This is a genomic window from Mesorhizobium sp. M1307 (genome assembly GCF_040318155.1).
Classification (GTDB): domain Bacteria; phylum Pseudomonadota; class Alphaproteobacteria; order Rhizobiales; family Rhizobiaceae; genus Mesorhizobium.
Map to the genome: position 1 here is coordinate 141,017 of NZ_JAMYLR010000001.1, position 17,463 is coordinate 158,479.

General features: G+C 62.0%; 19 protein-coding genes, 1 tRNA gene and 1 pseudogene. 13 read left to right on the top strand and 8 right to left on the bottom strand.

Going from position 1 to position 17,463, the window contains the following annotated elements; genetic code table 11:
• Positions 1 to 54: 54 nt before the first annotated feature.
• Positions 55 to 528: a BA14K family protein gene (locus NKH16_RS00645; RefSeq protein ID WP_352744256.1), complete on the bottom strand. Its 474-nt coding sequence runs from the start codon at positions 526 to 528 to the stop codon at positions 55 to 57.
• A 308-nt stretch (positions 529 to 836) separates the two neighbouring features.
• On the opposite strand from NKH16_RS00645, the gene NKH16_RS00650 reads away from it, so the two are divergent.
• Positions 837 to 912 (top strand) — tRNA-Lys (locus NKH16_RS00650).
• A 37-nt stretch (positions 913 to 949) separates the two neighbouring features.
• On the opposite strand, the pseudogene NKH16_RS34970 reads toward NKH16_RS00650, so the two are convergent.
• A pseudogene (locus tag NKH16_RS34970) lies at positions 950 to 1,171 on the bottom strand (IS481 family transposase); the annotation flags it as partial.
• Between the two features lie 77 nt (positions 1,172 to 1,248).
• On the opposite strand from NKH16_RS34970, the gene NKH16_RS00655 reads away from it, so the two are divergent.
• Positions 1,249 to 2,757: a KAP family P-loop NTPase fold protein gene (locus tag NKH16_RS00655; RefSeq protein ID WP_352897942.1), complete on the top strand. Its 1,509-nt coding sequence runs from the start codon at positions 1,249 to 1,251 to the stop codon at positions 2,755 to 2,757.
• Between the two features lie 85 nt (positions 2,758 to 2,842).
• Here the strand turns inward: NKH16_RS00655 and dprA are convergent, their stop codons facing one another.
• The 4 genes from dprA to NKH16_RS00675 are packed head-to-tail and all read right to left on the bottom strand — an operon-like array spanning position 2,843 to position 6,870.
• On the bottom strand, positions 2,843 to 3,979 hold the full coding sequence (dprA, locus tag NKH16_RS00660; RefSeq protein ID WP_352742662.1) for a DNA-processing protein DprA: 1,137 nt from the start codon (positions 3,977 to 3,979) through the stop codon (positions 2,843 to 2,845).
• Positions 3,976 to 4,563, bottom strand: coding sequence for a glycerol-3-phosphate 1-O-acyltransferase PlsY (plsY, locus tag NKH16_RS00665; RefSeq protein WP_352448789.1), 588 nt, complete (start codon positions 4,561 to 4,563; stop codon positions 3,976 to 3,978). The genes dprA and plsY overlap by 4 nt, the downstream gene beginning before the upstream one ends.
• A gap of 58 nt (positions 4,564 to 4,621) precedes the next feature.
• Positions 4,622 to 5,908 carry a dihydroorotase gene (locus NKH16_RS00670; RefSeq protein ID WP_352742664.1) on the bottom strand — a complete coding sequence of 429 codons (1,287 nt, stop codon included), beginning with the start codon at positions 5,906 to 5,908 and terminating at the stop codon, positions 4,622 to 4,624.
• Complete coding sequence (locus tag NKH16_RS00675) at positions 5,908 to 6,870, bottom strand: aspartate carbamoyltransferase catalytic subunit (protein WP_352742666.1); 963 nt, start codon at positions 6,868 to 6,870, stop codon at positions 5,908 to 5,910. The genes NKH16_RS00670 and NKH16_RS00675 overlap by 1 nt, the downstream gene beginning before the upstream one ends.
• 155 nt (positions 6,871 to 7,025) lie before the next feature.
• Between NKH16_RS00675 and NKH16_RS00680 the strand changes: the two genes are divergently transcribed.
• The 3 genes from NKH16_RS00680 (at position 7,026) to NKH16_RS00690 (ending at position 9,679) form a co-directional block, all read left to right on the top strand.
• Complete coding sequence (locus NKH16_RS00680) at positions 7,026 to 8,654, top strand: DNA alkylation response protein (protein WP_352742668.1); 1,629 nt, start codon at positions 7,026 to 7,028, stop codon at positions 8,652 to 8,654.
• Positions 8,655 to 8,813: 159 nt separating this feature from the next.
• Positions 8,814 to 9,368 (top strand): hypothetical protein, encoded by a 555-nt coding sequence (locus tag NKH16_RS00685; protein WP_352742669.1) that lies wholly within the window; start codon positions 8,814 to 8,816, stop codon positions 9,366 to 9,368.
• Positions 9,368 to 9,679, top strand: a complete 312-nt coding sequence (locus NKH16_RS00690; RefSeq protein ID WP_352455732.1) for a DUF6105 family protein — start codon at positions 9,368 to 9,370, stop codon at positions 9,677 to 9,679. The genes NKH16_RS00685 and NKH16_RS00690 overlap by 1 nt, the downstream gene beginning before the upstream one ends.
• Here NKH16_RS00690 and ruvX read toward each other — a convergent pair.
• Positions 9,646 to 10,131, bottom strand: a complete 486-nt coding sequence (gene ruvX / locus NKH16_RS00695) for a Holliday junction resolvase RuvX (RefSeq protein ID WP_352742671.1) — start codon at positions 10,129 to 10,131, stop codon at positions 9,646 to 9,648. The genes NKH16_RS00690 and ruvX overlap by 34 nt on opposite strands.
• Positions 10,132 to 10,247: 116 nt before the next feature.
• Between ruvX and NKH16_RS00700 the strand changes: the two genes are divergently transcribed.
• The 6 genes from NKH16_RS00700 (at position 10,248) to NKH16_RS00725 (ending at position 14,615) form a co-directional block, all read left to right on the top strand.
• A complete protein-coding gene (locus NKH16_RS00700) occupies positions 10,248 to 10,955 on the top strand; it encodes a metal-dependent hydrolase (protein ID WP_352742673.1) in 708 nt (235 codons plus the stop codon).
• Positions 10,956 to 10,979: 24 nt separating this feature from the next.
• A complete protein-coding gene (locus tag NKH16_RS00705) occupies positions 10,980 to 11,396 on the top strand; it encodes a hypothetical protein (protein ID WP_352636760.1) in 417 nt (138 codons plus the stop codon).
• A 76-nt stretch (positions 11,397 to 11,472) separates the two neighbouring features.
• Positions 11,473 to 11,760, top strand: a complete 288-nt coding sequence (gene gatC, locus NKH16_RS00710; RefSeq protein ID WP_023674910.1) for an Asp-tRNA(Asn)/Glu-tRNA(Gln) amidotransferase subunit GatC — start codon at positions 11,473 to 11,475, stop codon at positions 11,758 to 11,760.
• A gap of 7 nt (positions 11,761 to 11,767) precedes the next feature.
• Entirely contained in the window at positions 11,768 to 12,226 is a 459-nt protein-coding gene (locus NKH16_RS00715; protein ID WP_352897949.1) for a GNAT family N-acetyltransferase, read from the top strand.
• On the top strand, positions 12,226 to 13,791 hold the full coding sequence (locus NKH16_RS00720) for an amidase (RefSeq protein WP_352593462.1): 1,566 nt from the start codon (positions 12,226 to 12,228) through the stop codon (positions 13,789 to 13,791). Before NKH16_RS00715 ends, NKH16_RS00720 begins: the two co-directional genes overlap by 1 nt.
• Before the next feature lie 29 nt (positions 13,792 to 13,820).
• Positions 13,821 to 14,615: a YdcF family protein gene (locus NKH16_RS00725; RefSeq protein WP_352742675.1), complete on the top strand. Its 795-nt coding sequence runs from the start codon at positions 13,821 to 13,823 to the stop codon at positions 14,613 to 14,615.
• Here NKH16_RS00725 and NKH16_RS00730 read toward each other — a convergent pair.
• On the bottom strand, positions 14,564 to 15,307 hold the full coding sequence (locus NKH16_RS00730; RefSeq protein WP_352742677.1) for a DUF599 domain-containing protein: 744 nt from the start codon (positions 15,305 to 15,307) through the stop codon (positions 14,564 to 14,566). The genes NKH16_RS00725 and NKH16_RS00730 overlap by 52 nt on opposite strands.
• Positions 15,308 to 15,477: 170 nt before the next feature.
• On the opposite strand from NKH16_RS00730, the gene NKH16_RS00735 reads away from it, so the two are divergent.
• Positions 15,478 to 16,881: an L-serine ammonia-lyase gene (locus tag NKH16_RS00735; RefSeq protein WP_352897953.1), complete on the top strand. Its 1,404-nt coding sequence runs from the start codon at positions 15,478 to 15,480 to the stop codon at positions 16,879 to 16,881.
• A gap of 85 nt (positions 16,882 to 16,966) precedes the next feature.
• Positions 16,967 to 17,404, top strand: coding sequence for a DUF1489 family protein (locus tag NKH16_RS00740; RefSeq protein ID WP_352466463.1), 438 nt, complete (start codon positions 16,967 to 16,969; stop codon positions 17,402 to 17,404).
• Positions 17,405 to 17,463: the final 59 nt, after the last annotated feature.

The following is a 17,463-nucleotide window of genomic DNA, read 5'->3' on the forward strand; positions in this document are numbered from 1 at the left end:
TAATGAAAAACCCGCGCCGTTTCGGGCGCGGGCTTGCAGCCTCTAATCTGGGACTCAGTAAGGCGACCGGCACTGCCGGCGCGGACCGTAATTGGGCTGGTAAGTGTTGTCAGAAGCGCGATAGCTCCGATAACGGTCATAGCACCACTGCACGTGGGCATCGCCACGATAGACACGATTCTGGTTGACGATCGCGCCGGTAATCAGCGCTCCGGTAGCAAACGCAGCCAGCGGGAACCAGAAGTCGCCGTGACGGCGATAGCCGCGACGATATTCGCGATAGCCGCGATGGCCACGCCAGTACATGCCGTCGTCACGCGCAAAATTGCGACGGAAATCGCGACGCGAGAAATCGCGATTGAAATTCCGGTGCCTCCGCCACGGCTCGTACTGGACGGTCTGGATATTCGAGGTGAGCCCCTGGGCCGGGGGCGCATAGCTGGGCTGAGCGTTGACTGGCACGATCTCCGCGGCAGCGAATGAGATCGAAAGAGTGGTCGCCAGCAGGCCCGACATGATCCTATTCATGGTCTTCTCCTTGAAACGCATGTCCCTTATCGCGGGAAACGGGCAGGTTGCGCAAATTGTTCCGCCAAAAATCCCAAGTTGCTGATCCGCAAAGGTTCTTCCGATTCGTTGCTTGTGCTTGTCCCGCAAAAGCGCGAGCTTCGGCCTTGCGCGGGAGGGAGGCCGTTCCCTCGACGCCGAGGCGCTTCGCAAGGCATGACGACACTGCTGGAAAGCCCGGTGTGCGAGCCGTCTTTTTCTGGTTGACCGGCAGAGGCACTCTCCCTATGTTCCGCGCAATTTCGAGGGCGGCCTTTCTGAGCCCGCGGGAGCGCGTAGCTCAGCCGGTAGAGCAACTGACTTTTAATCAGTAGGTCATGGGTTCGAATCCCATCGCGCTCACCAAAATCCGATGGTCTATTCTGGACACATAGGTTACATTTTATACCGGAGACATGGGTAACACTTTTGGCCCGAAGGGGTTTTGGAGTGGTTCGAGCCTGCATGTCTTATCATCAAAGTATCCCAAATCATGATGCATGAAGGAGACGAGCCAAATGACCGTCGTCACTTCCTTGATGCCGAGCCTTCACCGGCGAGCACGGTGGAGACGTTGTTTTTCTTTCGATGCAATGCAGATGCGGCCGCAGGCGGTGACGAGAATAACACCGGTCAGGGATTCTGGCTGGACACACTTGCTCACGGATGACAATTGTCCGCGCTGAAATGTTGGGGGAACATATGATAAATGAAGAAGAACTTGAAGCAATTTGGGCCGACGATCTGCTAGGCCGCAAACAAGATGCATCATTCTTACAGCAGTTTTTGGTAGCTCGAGTTACCGAACGCCAAGCAGCAGGAAAGACCGGGTCGTATGTCATCGATATCGACGCTCAGTGGGGCGCTGGAAAATCGTTCTTTGTCGACCGATTTGCCACTCAATTAAAAAAATCTGGACACCTCGTGGCAACAGTGAATGCTTGGCGGGATGATCATATGGATGATCCATTTGTGGCTATACTAACTTCGATTGATGCTGCGCTTGCTCCGTTCACAAAGAAAAAGTCCGACAAAGCGTCAGTGACTTGGAGCGCAGTTAACAAGAGCGCCACTCCTATAATTGGACGAGTTGTTGCAGGCGCGGCGAAGACGCTAGTCAAACGATACACTGGCGAAAGCGTGGATGCGTTGCTTGAGCACGTTACTGGAGCCGATGAGACCAGAGAGGGTATCGTGAAAGCTGAAAAGGCGGGATCTCTGATAGATGATGTTGTCTCGTCTGCAGCTGAAGTTGCCTCAATCGAGATCGAACGTATAATCGATCAAAGCGCCGAACAGCTAATCGAAATCTTTCAGCGGAAAAACGAGGCAATCCTGGATTTTCGTATCAAGTTAGAAACGGCCCTTGTTGCTCTTTCGGAAGTCAAGCTTCCATTGTTCGTCTTGATCGACGAGTTGGACCGTTGCCGACCATCATACGCGATCGCTCTTCTGGAGCGGGTGAAACACCTGTTCGACGTTGATAATGTCGTTTTCGTTTTCGCTAACAACAGCGAGCAACTCAAGCACACTATTTCGGGCGCGTATGGCGAATACTTTGACGGGTTCCGCTATCTAAAGAGATTCTTCGATAGAACCTATGTGTTTGAAAGGCCCTCTCTGGACGAGTTCATTAAGACCCTACTAGCTGACGTAGACGTCAAGAAACTCAGGTCTCCAATACAAAGCCCATCCGATTTCCTTGTAATCGCATCCGATCGGTATGGCATGGAGCTTCGTGAGGTGCAGCATGTTCTGGACATTGTTCGAACCGTGACCACCATTTGGAGTAGTACGATCCCTATCGATCTGGTGCTTCTGTTCCCCCTTGCAACCACATTTTACCGCACTGGAAATGTCGAGTGGGACTCTGTCAAAATGCCAGACAACTCCACAATCGCGCTGGGCATGCGGTATGCTCGCGGGCTTTCCCCAAGATACGAAAGAGAACTCGCCCCCCGTGAGTTCTCTATCTCGGAAGCGTTCAAATTGTCGACAGAGATATTTGATTCTATGCAAAAGATGATGGACTTTGGAAACTCAGATTCAATATCGCCAACTGCGGATTACGTCAGAATGACTTTTACGCCGGAATGGAATGGGGTGCGCGTCATGCGCGACGCCCCCAGCATACAGCGACAACTCGCTGGATTTGTTCGCAGTGCGGGTAGGCTGGCGCAGGTCGAGTTCGGCCTAAAGGAAGCTTCGTAACCAAGCCTGACAAAGATGGCGGCTAGCAAAGACGTGGCCTGTCCAATCTCCAAGTTAATGTGTGCCATCGCGCTCGGCAGAAATTTCAAGAATTTCCAAACACCAGCGAGACATTGCCGCCAGCATGGCGCTCGAGCCGTCCGGCTAGGTCGAGCTCCAGCAGCACCATGAACACCTGGGCGGGATGCAGGCCGGTGTGGCGGATGATCTCGTCGACTGCTACCGGCGTCGGGCCGAGCGCCTCGACGACGCGGTCGCGGTCGTCCTCGCGCGGCGGCGGCGTTGCCGAAAAGTCGGGCGGCTCCTCAAGCGGCGATGTCCTTGGGGCCCAGGCGCCGACCAGCGGGGCGATCGCACTGGTGATATCGGCGGCCTCGGTGACAAGGCTTGCGCCGTCCTTGAGCAGGCCATTGGCGCCGGCGGCGCGTGGATCGAGCGGCGAACCGGGAACGGCAAAGACCAGCCGGCCCATCTCGCCGGCAAGCCGGGCGCTGATCAGCGAGCCGGAGCGCTGTGCGGCCTCGACCACCACCAATCCCAATGCAGCACCGGCGACGAGCCGGTTGCGGCGCGGAAAATCCTGTGCGCGCGGCTGCCAGCCAAACGGCATTTCGGAAATGATGGCGCCGCCGCGCTCGGCGATCTCGTCGCACAGGCCGGCATTTTCGGGCGGGTAGGGCAAATCGAGGCCGCCGGCGAGCACGCCGATTGTGCCAGTCGCAAGGCTGCCATGGTGCGCGGCCGTATCGATGCCGCGCGCCAGGCCGGAGACGATGCCATAACCGTCGCGGCCGAGATCCGCCGCCAGCATCCGCGCCATCTTGATGCCGGCCAGCGATGCGTTGCGAGCGCCGACGATGGCGACCGCTGGCAAGCGGAACACCGCGCTATTGCCCCTGACCGCGAGCAGCGGCGGCGGATGATCCATGCTTTTCATCAGCGGCGGATAATCCGCTTCGCCGATGCCGACGAAGCGGGCGCCAGCCCGCCGGGCGGTCTCCAGCTCCGCCTCGGTCTCGGCAATGGACGGGATGCGGACGATTTTTTTGGCGCCACCCGAAATCATCAGCTCGGGCAGCATCGATAGCGCTGCTTCGGCCGAACCGAACCGGTTGATCAGGTCGCGAAAGGAAGCCGGGCCGACATTCGGCGTGCGGATCAGACGAAGCCAGCTCAGCCGCTGCCGGTCGCTGAGGCGCGGCCCGGCGTCGGGCTCGCTCACTCCTTGGCCCCGATCTTACCCTCGGTGCCGGCAAGCAGCCGCGCAATGTTGCCGCGGTGCTTTACGATGACGATTAGGCTCATCGCCGCGAAAAGCCCGGCAATCTGCGGCGTGCTCAGGAAATACAGTGCCATGGGCACCACAACTGCTGCCGTCAGCGCCGCGAGCGAGGAGTAGCGGAACAGGAAAGCCACCGCCAGCCAGACGACGGCGAAGATCAGCGCCGCCTGCCAGGCAAGGCCGATCAGCACGCCAAGGTAAGTGGCGACACCCTTGCCCCCCTTGAAGCCGAGCCAGACCGGAAAGAGATGACCTAAAAACGCGCCGAAGCCGGCCCAAAGTCCGAGCTCGGGCGCAAAGCGGCCTGCGATCAGCACCGCCGCGGTGCCTTTAAGGGCGTCGAGCAGAAGCGTGGCCGCGGCCAAGCTCTTGTTGCCGGTGCGTAGCACATTGGTGGCGCCGATGTTGCCGGAGCCGATGTTGCGCACGTCGCCGAGGCCGGCGGCACGGGTGATCAGCAGGCCAAACGGGATCGAGCCGAGAAGATAGCCGAACACCAATGCCAAGACGGGACTGTAAGCCATTGTTCCCCCGAACTTTCCTTGGCTGAGCGGATTTTAAGCCGTGACGCCTGTTTTCGTCCTAGGCCGAAAACACTGTGCGGCCCGCCACCATCGTTTGCAAGACCTTGCCTTGCAGTCGAGCGCCTTCGAAACAGGTGTTTTTCGAGCGTGAGCGGATGCCGCTCTCGCTGACGACCCATGGCTCGTCCAGATCGACGAGCGAAAGGTCGGCCAATGCCCCCGGTTTCAGCGTGCCGCCGGGCAGGCCGAACAATCTTGCCGGCGCGGTCGACAGTGTCTCGACCAGCCGGAGCAGCGTCACGTCGCCATTGTGATAGAGCCGCAGCGCTGCGCCTAGCAGCGTTTCCAGGCCGATGGCGCCGGCCGCGGCATCGGCAAAGGGAAGGCGCTTGGTGTCGACGTCCTGCGGGTCGTGCGAGGAGACGATGAGATCGATGGTGCCGTCCTTGATCGCTTCGATCATCGCCAGCCGGTCTTCCTCCGCGCGCAGCGGCGGCGTCAGCCGGAAGAAGGTGCGGTACTCGCCTACATCATTCTCGTTGAGCGACAGATTGTGGATCGACACGCCTGATGTGACATTGGCGCCATCGGCTTTCGCGCGTGCTACCGCGCTTGCCGCCATAGCCGTCGAAATCTTGGCAGCGTGATAGGCGCCGCCGGTCAGCCGAGCCAACGCGAGATCGCGCTCCAGGGGGATCGATTCGGCTTCGCGCGGAATGCCGGCAAGGCCAAGCCAGCTTGCGTAAAGGCCTTCGTTCATCACGCCGGCCGAAGCGAGGTCGGCGTCTTGGGTTTCATGCGCGATGACGCCACCGAAATCGCGCGCATAGGTCAGCGCGCGGCGCATCACCAGCGCGCTGGCAATCGAATGCCGGCCATCGGTGAAGGCGACCGCGCCGGCCTCGCGCAGCAGGCCGAATTCGGTCATCTCGCGGCCTTCCAGCCCCTTGGTGATCGCTGCTGCCGGCAAGATGTTGACGATTGCGGTGTCCTTGGCGGTGCGCAGCACGAACTCGACCAGTGCGACATTGTCGATCACCGGGTCGGTATCGGGCATCATGACGATTGAGGTGACGCCGCCGGCCGCCGCAGCGATGCTCGCCGAAGCAATGGTCTCCCGGTGTTCGCCGCCGGGTTCGCCGATGAAGACGCGCGCGTCGATCAATCCAGGGATGATAGTCTTGCCGGCGCAGTCGATGATGGTGGCGCCTTCGGGCGCGCCCTGGTTCAAAGCCGCCTTGCCGGCGGCAACGATTTTGCGGCCTTCGACGATGACGGTGCCGACCTCATCGATGCCGCGCGACGGGTCGACGATGTGGGCCCGGCTGAAGACCGTTATGCTCATCAGGCGCGGCCCTCGTGGTTTCGACGGGGGTCGAGCAGCGCTTCCATTACCGCCATGCGCACGGCGACGCCCATCTCAACCTGTTCCTGGATAACGCTTTGCGGGCCGTCGGCGATCTCGGAGGCGATCTCGACGCCGCGGTTCATCGGGCCGGGATGCATGACCAGCGCACCGTCCTTGGCCGCCTTCAGCTTCTCCGCGTCGAGGCCGAAATAGCGGAAATATTCGCGCACCGACGGTACGAAAGCGCCTTCCATGCGTTCGCGCTGCAGGCGCAGCATCATCACCACGTCGGCGTCCTTCAGACCCTCGGCCATGGAACGGGTGACGACGACGCCCATTTTCTCGATGCCGGCGGGCAAAAGCGTCGAAGGGGCGACGACCCTGACCTGGGCACCAAGCGCGTTGAGCAGGATGATGTTGGAGCGGGCCACGCGCGAATGCAGGATGTCGCCGCAGATCGCCACGATCAGCTTCGACAACGGACCCTTGACGCGGCGGATGGTCAGTGCGTCGAGCAGCGCCTGGGTAGGGTGCTCATGGGCGCCGTCGCCGGCATTGACCACCGAACAGCCGACTTTTTGGGCAAGAAGTGCTGCCGCGCCGGCCGATTGATGGCGGATGATCAATATGTCGGGACGCATGGCATTCAGCGTCATCGCCGTATCGATCAGCGTCTCGCCCTTTTTCACCGACGAACTCGCTACGGACATGTTCATGACGTCGGCGCCGAGCCGTTTGCCGGCCAGCTCGAATGACGATTGCGTACGGGTCGAGGCTTCGTAGAAGAGATTGATCTGGGTGCGGCCGCGCAGCGTCGATGTCTTCTTGTCCGACTGCCGCGAGATGGCAACGGCCCTGTCCGCCCGGTCGAGCAGAAGCTCGATGTCGGCAGGGGAAAGATCGCGGATGCCCAGAAGATGGCGGTGGGGATACAGCGGCAGGGACGATACGTCGGTCATCTCAAGTCGCTGCTATAGGGGGGAGGCTCCGCGGCTGCAAGCACCGGCTTGGGATTGGATTGGTTCTCCCCGGTATTTTCGTCGCGCGCCGCTGGCCATAGGCTATAAACCGCCTTGGCTTTGGATTCGCTGCCTTCAGGTGATAAGGACGAAGCGTGACTGACGACGTGACCAACCAGCCGCCGCCGCTGGCCGGCGGCAACGCCTGGCGGGGCGATCCGTTGCTGATCCAGCTTGCCGAGCGCTTTTCCGAACCGGTGCGCAAGGACCTCGACGGGCTTGGCCGTTTCGTTCTGACCCATGAGGCGCAGGAACTGGCCCGTCTTGCCAATGTCGAGACGCCGAAGCTCAGGACCCACGACCGCCAGGGTCGGCGCATCGACCAGGTCGAGTTCCATCCCGCCTATCACGCACTGATGCGCCGCTCGGTCGCCAACGGGCTGCATTCGTCGGTCTGGGAGAATGGCGATGCCGAGATAGGCCGCCGCCACCAGGTGCGCGCCGCGCGCTTTTACCTCACGGCTGAGCTCGAGACCGGGCATCTCTGCCCGATCACCATGACCAGCGCTTCGCTGGCGGCGCTGATGGCCAGCCCGAAGCTGTTTCGCGAATGGGCGCCCCGGGTGACGACGCGCAAATACGATCAAAGCCAAAAGCCGCCGGTCGAAAAAGCCGGGCTGACACTCGGCATGGGCATGACCGAGAAGCAAGGCGGCACCGATGTCCGCGCCAACGTCACCAGGGCGGAGCGCGCGGGCAGCAGGTTTTATCGCCTGACCGGCCACAAATGGTTCATGTCGGCGCCGATGTCGGATGCCTTCCTGGTGCTCGGACAGGCGCCGGAGGGACTGTCGTGCTTTCTCGTACCCCGCCTGCTCGGCGACGGATCCGGCAACGGCTTCCGCTTTCAGCGGCTGAAGGACAAGCTCGGCAACCGCTCCAATGCCTCGTCGGAGGTGGAATTCGTCAACGCCATCGGCGAGATGGTCGGCGAGCCGGGCGCGGGCGTGAAGACGATCATGGACATGGTGACCCTGACGCGGCTCGACTGTGCCGTCGCCTCATCGGCGATCATGCGGGCCGGACTGGCCGAGGCCGTCCACCACACGCGCCACCGCAAGGTGTTTGGAACCAATCTGATCGAGCAGCCGCTGATGCAGCGTGTGCTGGCCGATATGGCGCTCGACGTTGCCGCCGCTACCGCGCTGTCGTTCCGGCTGGCGCGCTCCTTCGACGAGGCGGCCGGCGACCGCGGCGAGGCGGCCTTCGCGCGCGCCATGACGCCGGTGGTCAAATACTGGGTCTGCAAGATTGCGCCGCCGCTGCTCTATGAAGCGATGGAGTGCCTCGGCGGCAATGGCTATGTCGAGGAGGGGCCGCTCGCCCGCTACTATCGCGAAGCTCCGGTCAACGCGATCTGGGAGGGATCCGGCAACGTCATGGCGCTCGATGTGCTACGTGTGCTGGGGCGTGCACCCGGCCTGTTCGATGACGTGCTGGCCGGCATCGACCGCGATCTCGGCGCCGGCGGACGCGGCACCGTCGGCGTGCTCAAGGCGGCAATGCAGGTCGCTGCAACCGACGAGGGCTCGGCGCGGCTCTTGACCGAGCAATTGGCATTGTCGGCGGCGGCAGCAGAGCTTCGCAGGCTGGGGGCAGGGCGGATCGCCGACGCCTTCGTCGAAACGCGCCTCGCCGGCCAGTGGCGCAATACCTATGGCATGATCGATTCCCGCCATGATGCGCGCATGATCATCGATACGCTCTACCCGCCGATCAACTAAGGGCCGTCGCCCAATTCGCTGCCGCTCTCGCGACCCTGTGGATGGCCGTTAACCTTAACGAATGGTTTCCGTTGCGGCGGCCGGTGGCAAAGCCCAGTGTTATGGTTAAGGCAAGGATTGTTCAGCTTGAGCGGCTTTGCCCTGCGAAGCAGGAGCGTCATGCGGCATATTCTGAGCTCTTTTCTGGCATTGCATTGGGCGGCCGTTTTCGCCCTGCTGGCGTTCATTTGCATCGACGGGAATCGAGGCGTGGCGACGGCCCTTGGCGTACTGGGCGTTCCCGTCCAGAACACTCGATCTGCCGATCTCGAAAACGCCGTCGTCGTGGCGCCGCTCGCCGTGGCACTGCTTGTCGTCGCGGTGCTGTTCTGCTGGGCCTTTGTTGAAGCACTGACCAGCGACAGGACCAACCCGGATCCCGCCGATAGCGTCATGCGAATCGCCTTCATTTCCGCCTTGGGCGTGCTGTCGCTGATCGTCATCGGCGGCGCCGCGCAAGGCATCAATGGGCTGTTCATGATTGTCGCGGTGCAATTGGCGGCACTTCTGGCGTCCTATGTCGCGATGCTCGCGGAGCGGCGGTCGACCGTTGCCGCGGCAGTTCCAGGGACCGGCGAAATCCGAGCGGCCGCGCATGTGATGGCCAAGGCAGCGGCGCATAATTCCTCGCTTGCCCGCATTTCCGGCCGGCTGGATTCGAGGGATGACCGCTGATGCGCACCTTGTTCGCGCTGTGGGCGGCTCCGCTCCTCTTGTTTTGGGGCTGGTTCTTTCTGTCGCTCAACGACATCAATTTCGGCTATGTCATGCTGAGCCGCCAATTACACGATCTCGTCTTCCAGCTCTATGGACAGATGCTCGGCGTTGATCCGGCGCTTATTCCGGGCATGGTGGCGAAAGCTTGCGTGTTCGATGGGCTGCTGCTGGTGGCGTTCTGGGCATTTCGCCGCCGCAAGGCGATTGGTGGCTGGATCACGGCGATGCGCAACCGCTATTTCGACCAGGCATCGACGCCGAGCGCCTGAAGCCGGTCGAGAACACCTTGGAGGATAAAAGCGGCCGCCGCAGAATCGATCTTGCCGGCGCGTTTCTTGCGGGAAAAATCCATCTCGATCAGCGTCCGCTCGGCCGCCACCGTCGACAGCCGTTCGTCCCAAAAGAGGAAGGGCAGATCGGTCAATCCAGCCATGTTGCGCACGAAAGCGCGGGATTTTTGGGCGCGCGGGCCCTCGGAGCCGTCCATGTTGATGGGGAGGCCGATCACCACGGCGCCGGCATTTTCCTTCTGCAGCAGAGCGAGCAGCACTGCGGCATCGAGCGAGAATTTCCTGCGCATGATGACAGGGCGCGGGTGCGCGAACGACAAGCCGCGGTCGGAAACCGCCACGCCGATTGTCTTGTCGCCGAGGTCGAGACCGGCCAGGGTCTTGCCGCCGCCGAGCCGGGCCGGCAACTCCTCGGTGGTGATGATGCCCAACGGCTTTTCCTTTGACCGCGACGCCGCACGTCCTATACGCGCAAAGCGTGCGCGGCACTTTAATTTCGCCGTCGGCGTTCTATCCTCTACCGAAGCAAAAATCGAGGAAAGCATTGATGAAACTGACCTGGTACGGACATTCGGCATTCCGAATCGAAATCGAAGGCGCGAAAATCCTCATCGACCCCTATCTGGTCGGCAATCCGTCATGGACGGGCGGCTGGGAAGGGCCGGCCGAAGGGATCACGCACGTGTTGCTCACCCATGGCCACAGCGACCACATCAGCGGCGCCATCGAAGTGCTCAAGAAGAGCGGCGCGATGCTGGTCGCCAATTTCGAGATTTTCATGTACCTGGTCGGCAAGGGCGTCGGTGACAAGCAGATCAATCCCGGCAATATCGGCGGCACAGTCGATTGCGGCGGCTTCACCACAACCTTCGTTCAGGCTCTGCATTCATCGTCCTTTCCGGGCGAGGGTGGCCAGAATACCTATCTCGGCAATCCGGGTGGGCTCGTCCTGCACTTTCCCGAGGACAAGACGCTTTATCATATGGGCGACACCGACATTTTTTCCGACATGGCGCTGATCAACGAGTTGCACGAACCGAAGATCGGCATCGTGCCGATCGGCGACCGCTTCACCATGGGTGGCGCGGTAGCAGCCCTTGCCTGCCAGCGTTTCTTCAAGTTCGAGACGGTCGTTCCCGCTCACTTCGGCACATTTCCGATGATCGATCAGACCGCCGACAAATTCGTGGCCGGGCTGGATGGATCGGGTGTGAAAGTTGCGTTGCCGAAGATCGGCGAGACGATTACGCTGTAAAGAAAGCCGGTCCGGAACGATACGATGCGCTTGAGAAATTCTCTTTGCCTTTCCATGCTGGTTGCCGCGTCGCCGACGCTGGCCGCGGAAAATTTCATCGAGGGCGTCTATCTGCAATCGGAGGACCTCTGCGCGCAGGCCAAAAAGGATACGCTGCAGACGGTGATCGAGGGCGGCAATATCGTGCTGTCGGCAAATGGCCTGGAAAGCATCGAATATAATTGTGAATTCCTGCAGATCACCAAAGCGACACGCTCACCAAGCTGGGCGGTGACCGCTATATGCCAGGAGCCGGGCTACGTCTTTCCCGATGTTCTCTCACTGACACAGATGAGCCCGAAGCAGATCGACCTGGTATCGGTTCGGCCTGCCGCCGACGAAGGCGAGCAGAGCGGCAACGGCGGCAGTTATTTCCTCTGCGACGGCGTGGCGATGCCATAGGGCAGTTGAAGGCACGATGCATGTTGCGCGGCACGCGCCGCGCCGCTATAGCGCTGGTTTTCCCCGAGGCACAAACATGTCCGTTGATATAAAAACCGTGAAGCGCGTCGCGCATCTTGCCCGTATTGCGGTGAGCGAGGAGGATGCAGAGCGCATGACCGGCGAATTGAACGCCATTTTGGGCTTTGTCGAGCAGTTGAACGAGGTCGATGTTTCCGGCGTCGAGCCGATGACCTCGGTCACGCCGATGGCAATGAAAAAGCGCCAGGACGTCGTCACCGACGGCGGCAAGGCAGCCGACATCGTCGCCAACGCGCCGGCGACCGAAGAGAATTTCTTCCTTGTGCCGAAGGTCGTGGAGTAGCAGGCCGATGGCAATCGACATCGCGGCTGAGACGCCGCTGCAGGACGATGTGCGTGGGCTGGTCGAGGAGCTCAACGCCACATTGCTGGAGCTGACGCCGCCGGAGCATTGCTACCATTTGACGGTCGAGCAGATGGCGGACCGCGACACGACCGTCTTCATCGCCCGCGACAACGGCCTTGCCATCGGTTGCGGCGCACTGAAGCGCCACGATGCTGTCGTCGGCGAGGTCAAGCGCATGTATACGCGACCTTCGCATCGCGGCCACAAGATCGGCGCGAAGATTGTCGAGCGTATCGAGGCGCTGGCGCGCCAAGAAGGGCTTAAGCGTCTGGTGCTGGAGACGGGCAACCGTCATCCCGCCGCCTGGACCGTCTACGAACGCGCCGGTTTTTCGCGCTGCGGCCCGGTACTGGATTATCCCGATTCCGAGTGGTCGGTGTTTTACGAAAAGAGCCTTGCCTGATGAGCGACCTTACCCAGCTGACGATTTCGCAGGCCCGCGCCAAATTGCGCTCCAGGGAGATCACCGCCACCGAAATCACCGAGGCTTATCTATCGGCGGTCGAGCGAGCCAATCCGGCGCTCAATGCCTACGTGGTGGTCACCGACGACAAGGCGCGCGACATGGCCAAGGCCTCCGACGCGAAACTGGCCAAGGGCGAGGGCGGGTCGCTCGAGGGTATCCCGCTCGGCATCAAGGATTTGTTCGGCACCGAAGGCGTCCACACCCAGGCCTGCAGCCATGTGCTGGACGGCTTCAAGCCGCGCTACGAATCGACGGTCACCGCCAATCTGTGGGCGGATGGCGCCGTCATGCTCGGCAAGCTCAACATGGACGAGTTCGCCATGGGCTCGTCCAACGAGACCTCGTATTACGGGCCGGTCATCAACCCGTGGCGGCGTTCGCGCCTCGACACGGTGGTGATGCCGACGACGCATCAGGGCGAGGGCGGCTTCGTTTCGGCGGGCGGCACCAGGACCGCGCGCACGTTGGACAATGCCCAACTGGTGCCGGGCGGTTCGTCCGGTGGCTCCGCATCAGCGGTCTCGGCCTTCCTGTGCGCCGGCGCCACCGCCACCGATACCGGCGGCTCGATCCGCCAGCCCGCCGCCTTCACTGGCACAGTCGGCATCAAGCCGACCTATGGCCGCTGCTCGCGCTGGGGGATCGTAGCCTTCGCCTCGTCGCTCGACCAGGCCGGGCCGATCGCGCGCGACGTGCGCGATGCCGCGATCCTGTTGAAGTCGATGGCTTCGGTCGACCCGAAGGACACGACGTCCGTCGACCTGCCGGTGCCGGACTACGAGGCGGCGATCGGCCGCCCGATCAGGGGCATGAAGGTCGGCATTCCCAAGGAATATCGTGTCGACGACATGCCCGCGGAGATTGAGGCGCTGTGGCAGAAAGGCATTGCCTGGCTGCGGGATGCTGGTGCCGAGATCGTCGATATCTCGCTGCCGCATACCAAATACGCGCTGCCGGCCTATTACATCGTGGCGCCGGCCGAAGCCTCGTCCAACCTCGCCCGTTACGACGGCGTCCGCTATGGCTTGCGCGTGCCCGGCAAGGACATTGTCGATATGTATGAAAAGACCCGCGCCGCCGGCTTCGGGCGGGAGGTCAAGCGCCGCATCATGATCGGCACCTATGTGCTTTCCGCCGGCTACTACGATGCCTACTATCTACAGGCGCAGAAGGTTCGAACCCTGATCAAGCGTGACTTCGAAAATGTGTTTGCAGCAGGCGTCGACGTCATCCTGACGCCGGCAACGCCTTCCGCCGCCTTCGGCATCGCCGACGAGGACATGGCCGCCGACCCGGTCAAGATGTATCTCAACGACATTTTTACGGTGACGGTGAACATGGCCGGCCTGCCCGGCATAGCGGTTCCGGCTGGGCTCGACGCCAAGGGGCTGCCGCTCGGCCTGCAGCTGATCGGCCGGCCCTTCGACGAGGAAACGCTGTTCCAGACTGCCCATGTCATCGAAAAGGCGGCCGGCACATTTCAGCCGGAAAAATGGTGGTAAGATCGTTTCTCATCTGAGGGGGGTGAGGGATGTTCTTCTATGTCTCCAAGGTTCTCGGGTTCTTCGTCGAGCCGTTGAATCTCGCGATCTTCCTGCTGCTGGCGGGGCTGGTCGCGGCGATGTTCGGGCGGCGACGGTTGGCGACCGCCGGCAGCGCTCTTGCCTTCCTCATTCTGGCGGTTTCGACATGGAGCCCGCTCGGCCCCATGATGCTCAATCGGCTGGAGGAACGCTTCCCCAGGCCGCCGCTGCCGGAAAAGGTTGACGGTATCATAGTGCTTGGCGGCAGTCTGGATGGCGCCGTCAATCTGGTGCGTGGCGGCTATGAAATGAACTCCAGCGGCGACCGGATGGTCGAGGCGGTCGTGCTGGCGCGGCGCTTTCCGACAGCGAAAGTCGTTATCTCCGGTGGCAGCATCGAAACGTTCCGCGGCGGCGAAGGCGATGCAGATACCGCGCCGCGTCTTTTTGCCGCTTTCGGCGTGGCGGCCGATCGGCTGATCCTCGAGAACAAATCCCGCAGCACCTACGAGAACGCTGTCTTTACCAGGGAACTGGTGACGCCGAAACCGGGCGAAACCTGGTTGCTGGTGACCTCGGCCTTCCATATGCCACGCGCCAAGGCGCTGTTCGACAAAGCCGGCTTTTCGACCGTTCCGTGGCCGGCCGACTATCGCACTTCCGGCAAGGAAAGCATCGGCACCTTGCCTTATCCCGGCGACTGGCTGGAGGTCACCACTGTTGCGATCCGCGAATGGATAGGGCTCACCGCCTATTGGCTGTCGGGCCGCATCGATCGGCCTTTCCCCGGACCGGGCGGGTGACCGAGCACCGCCTGCCGCGCCGCCGAGAAAAACTGGCGGCGCACCAGAACCGCCAGAAGCAGCAGCGTCGATAGCACGAAGACGGTGGGATCGACGAACCAACCGAGATAGCCGATCGAGAAGAACACGCCGCGCAGGCCCGAATTGAAATGCTTTCCGGCCAGCATGTTCATGCGCGCGGCACGCCACACCGCCGTTTCGGTGACCGGATTGCGCGACGCCTCGCCATGTGGAATCGGCACGGCGCCGATCAGGATCGAGCAATAGTTGAACAGCCGGTAAGCCCAGCCGAACTTGAAGAAGGAAAAGGCCAGGATCAGCACCAGCCCGAACACCTTCGTCTGGAAGGCCGCGCGTGAGGACGTGGCGCCAAACGGCAGGTCGCTGAGCACGGTCAGAACCTGATCGGAGGCGCCGAGCAGGGCAAAACAGCCGCCGATCGCAATCAGCGAACTGGAGGCAAAGAAGGCGGTCCCCTGTTGTAGCCCGCTCATGATAGCGGTGTCGACGATGCGGATCTCGCGTTCGGCCATGGTCCGCATCCAGGCCTCGCGCTGCGCGTTCATAGCCCTCGTCAGCGACATGCGGCTGACCAGCATTCCGTCGGCGGCGAGCGTATGCAGCACCCACGCGGCAAGGAAGAACCCCAGCGCCGCAAGGTCGGCCATCGATAGATGAAAGGAATCGCTCATGCGTTGCTTTTACCACAGGCGGAGGGGACGCTTCGATGGCCGAAGCTGGAATGTCGCTGCCGGAGCAAACGAGGTCGGCAGGCGCAGCGCGGCGGTCCTTAAAACAGCGGAAAACATCATGGGAATTCCTATATGTAGATCTCAACAGGGTCCCAGGAGAAAACGCCCACGTGTTCCTTTCGGTTTTCGACTTGTTCAAGATCGGCATCGGCCCATCGAGTTCGCACACGATGGGGCCGATGACGGCCGCGCGGCGGTTTCTCGACGAGATTGCGGGAGACGACTGGCCGCGCCCGGCCGGCGCCAAGGTCGACCGGATCGCGGCCAGCCTGCATGGCTCGCTCGCCTATACCGGCATCGGCCATGGCTCCGATCGTGCCGTGGTGCTCGGCCTCGCCGGCCAGACGCCGCAGACTGTGGATCCCGACCTAGCAGACGGCATCGTCGCTCGCATCGCCGCCGAGAAGCGGATTTCGCCGCCCGGCCATCCGTCCTACCGTTTCGACCCGGCAACGGATCTTGTGCTGGATCGCAGGACGCCGCTGCCGGGTCACGCCAACGGCATGGCCTTCTCTGCCCATGATGCCGGCGACCGGTTGCTGCTGAGGCGCGTCTATTATTCGATCGGCGGCGGCTTCGTAGTGTCCGAGGAAGAACTGCAGCGGATGAAAGCAAGGGGCTCGGCGACAACCGAACGCAAGAAGGTTCCGTATCCGTTCAAGAACGCCGTCGAAATGCTGTCCATGGCAGCGAAAAGCGGGCTTTCCATTGCCGAGATGAAGCGCGTCAACGAGGAGACACAGATGTCGCGCGGGGAGCTCGACGCCGGCCTCGACGGCATCTGGAGCGCCATGAAGGGCTGCATCGCGCGCGGCCTGTCGCAAGACGGCATCATGCCGGGCGGACTCAAGGTGCGCCGCCGTGCCCGGATGCTGCACGACAAGCTGCAGGAGCAATGGCAGCAGAACCGGCCTAACCCGCTGCTCGCCAACGACTGGCTGTCGATCTATGCGATGGCGGTCAATGAGGAGAACGCTGCCGGCGGCCGTGTCGTCACCGCGCCAACCAATGGGGCGGCCGGCACTCTGCCCGCAGTGCTGCGCTACTGGTTGCATTTCCATCCCGAAGCCGACCAGCCCAGCATCCGCGATTTCCTGCTGACGGCGGCGGCCGTCGGCGGCATCATCAAAACCAATGCTTCGATCTCGGGCGCGGAAGTCGGCTGCCAAGGCGAGGTCGGTTCGGCTTCGGCAATGGCTGCGGCGGGATTGTGCGCCGTCATGGGCGGCACGCCCGAGCAGGTCGAGAATGCTGCCGAGATCGCGCTGGAACATCATCTCGGCATGACCTGCGATCCGGTCGGCGGCCTGGTGCAGGTGCCGTGTATCGAGCGCAACGCGCTTGGTGCCGTCAAGGCGGTGACCGCCGCTTCGCTGGCCATCAAGGGCGACGGCGTTCATTTCGTGCCGCTCGATGCCGCGATCGAGACGATGCGCCAGACCGGCCTCGACATGAACGAAAAGTACAAGGAAACCAGCCTTGGCGGATTGGCCGTCAATGTCGTGGAGTGCTGAGCGCCAATCTGGCGGCATGGACCACCACTGTGGAGAAGTCGATCAGGCCGTTGACGCGTTCGCGTGCTGGACTAAACCTTAAACGATGTCTCTCAATCTCATAAAGCTTTGCGTCGGCTGTGACAGCGTCGAGGATCTGGAAGAGTGGATTGCCTTCCGTCTCGACGAGCGGCGCCGCGCCGGCGAACCGGCCGAGCACTACCACACCACCCGCATGGTGCCGACGCGTGGCGCCGAGATTACCGACGGCGGCTCGCTCTACTGGGTGATCAAGGGCAATGTCCAATGCCGCCAGCTGATCACCGAAATCCGGCCCTTCACCGATGACGAGGGCATCGGCCGTTGCCATCTGATCCTCGATCCCGAGGTCGTGCGCACAGACTGGCAACCGCGCCGTGCATTCCAGGGGTGGCGCTACCTGAAGCCGGCGGACGCGCCGGCCGATCTCGGCAAGGGCAAAGCCGGGCTGATCGAGATGCCGCCGAAGCTCAGGCGTGAGCTTGCCGATCTCGGCCTGCTCTGACGCCGAGAAACGCAACGCCAAGACCACCAGCCGAAGCGTTGTCCGCAGGTGCCATCATC

Coding starts and splice junctions, on each gene's coding strand:
- NKH16_RS00645 (WP_352744256.1), bottom strand. CDS start 528: ATGAATAGGATCATGTCGGGCCTGCTGGCGACCACTCTTTCGATCTCA.
- NKH16_RS00655 (WP_352897942.1), top strand. CDS start 1,249: ATGATAAATGAAGAAGAACTTGAAGCAATTTGGGCCGACGATCTGCTA.
- plsY (WP_352448789.1), bottom strand. CDS start 4,563: ATGGCTTACAGTCCCGTCTTGGCATTGGTGTTCGGCTATCTTCTCGGC.
- NKH16_RS00670 (WP_352742664.1), bottom strand. CDS start 5,908: ATGAGCATAACGGTCTTCAGCCGGGCCCACATCGTCGACCCGTCGCGC.
- NKH16_RS00675 (WP_352742666.1), bottom strand. CDS start 6,870: ATGACCGACGTATCGTCCCTGCCGCTGTATCCCCACCGCCATCTTCTG.
- NKH16_RS00685 (WP_352742669.1), top strand. CDS start 8,814: ATGCGGCATATTCTGAGCTCTTTTCTGGCATTGCATTGGGCGGCCGTT.
- NKH16_RS00690 (WP_352455732.1), top strand. CDS start 9,368: ATGCGCACCTTGTTCGCGCTGTGGGCGGCTCCGCTCCTCTTGTTTTGG.
- NKH16_RS00700 (WP_352742673.1), top strand. CDS start 10,248: ATGAAACTGACCTGGTACGGACATTCGGCATTCCGAATCGAAATCGAA.
- NKH16_RS00705 (WP_352636760.1), top strand. CDS start 10,980: ATGCGCTTGAGAAATTCTCTTTGCCTTTCCATGCTGGTTGCCGCGTCG.
- gatC (WP_023674910.1), top strand. CDS start 11,473: ATGTCCGTTGATATAAAAACCGTGAAGCGCGTCGCGCATCTTGCCCGT.
- NKH16_RS00715 (WP_352897949.1), top strand. CDS start 11,768: ATGGCAATCGACATCGCGGCTGAGACGCCGCTGCAGGACGATGTGCGT.
- NKH16_RS00720 (WP_352593462.1), top strand. CDS start 12,226: ATGAGCGACCTTACCCAGCTGACGATTTCGCAGGCCCGCGCCAAATTG.
- NKH16_RS00725 (WP_352742675.1), top strand. CDS start 13,821: ATGTTCTTCTATGTCTCCAAGGTTCTCGGGTTCTTCGTCGAGCCGTTG.
- NKH16_RS00730 (WP_352742677.1), bottom strand. CDS start 15,307: ATGAGCGATTCCTTTCATCTATCGATGGCCGACCTTGCGGCGCTGGGG.
- NKH16_RS00740 (WP_352466463.1), top strand. CDS start 16,967: ATGTCTCTCAATCTCATAAAGCTTTGCGTCGGCTGTGACAGCGTCGAG.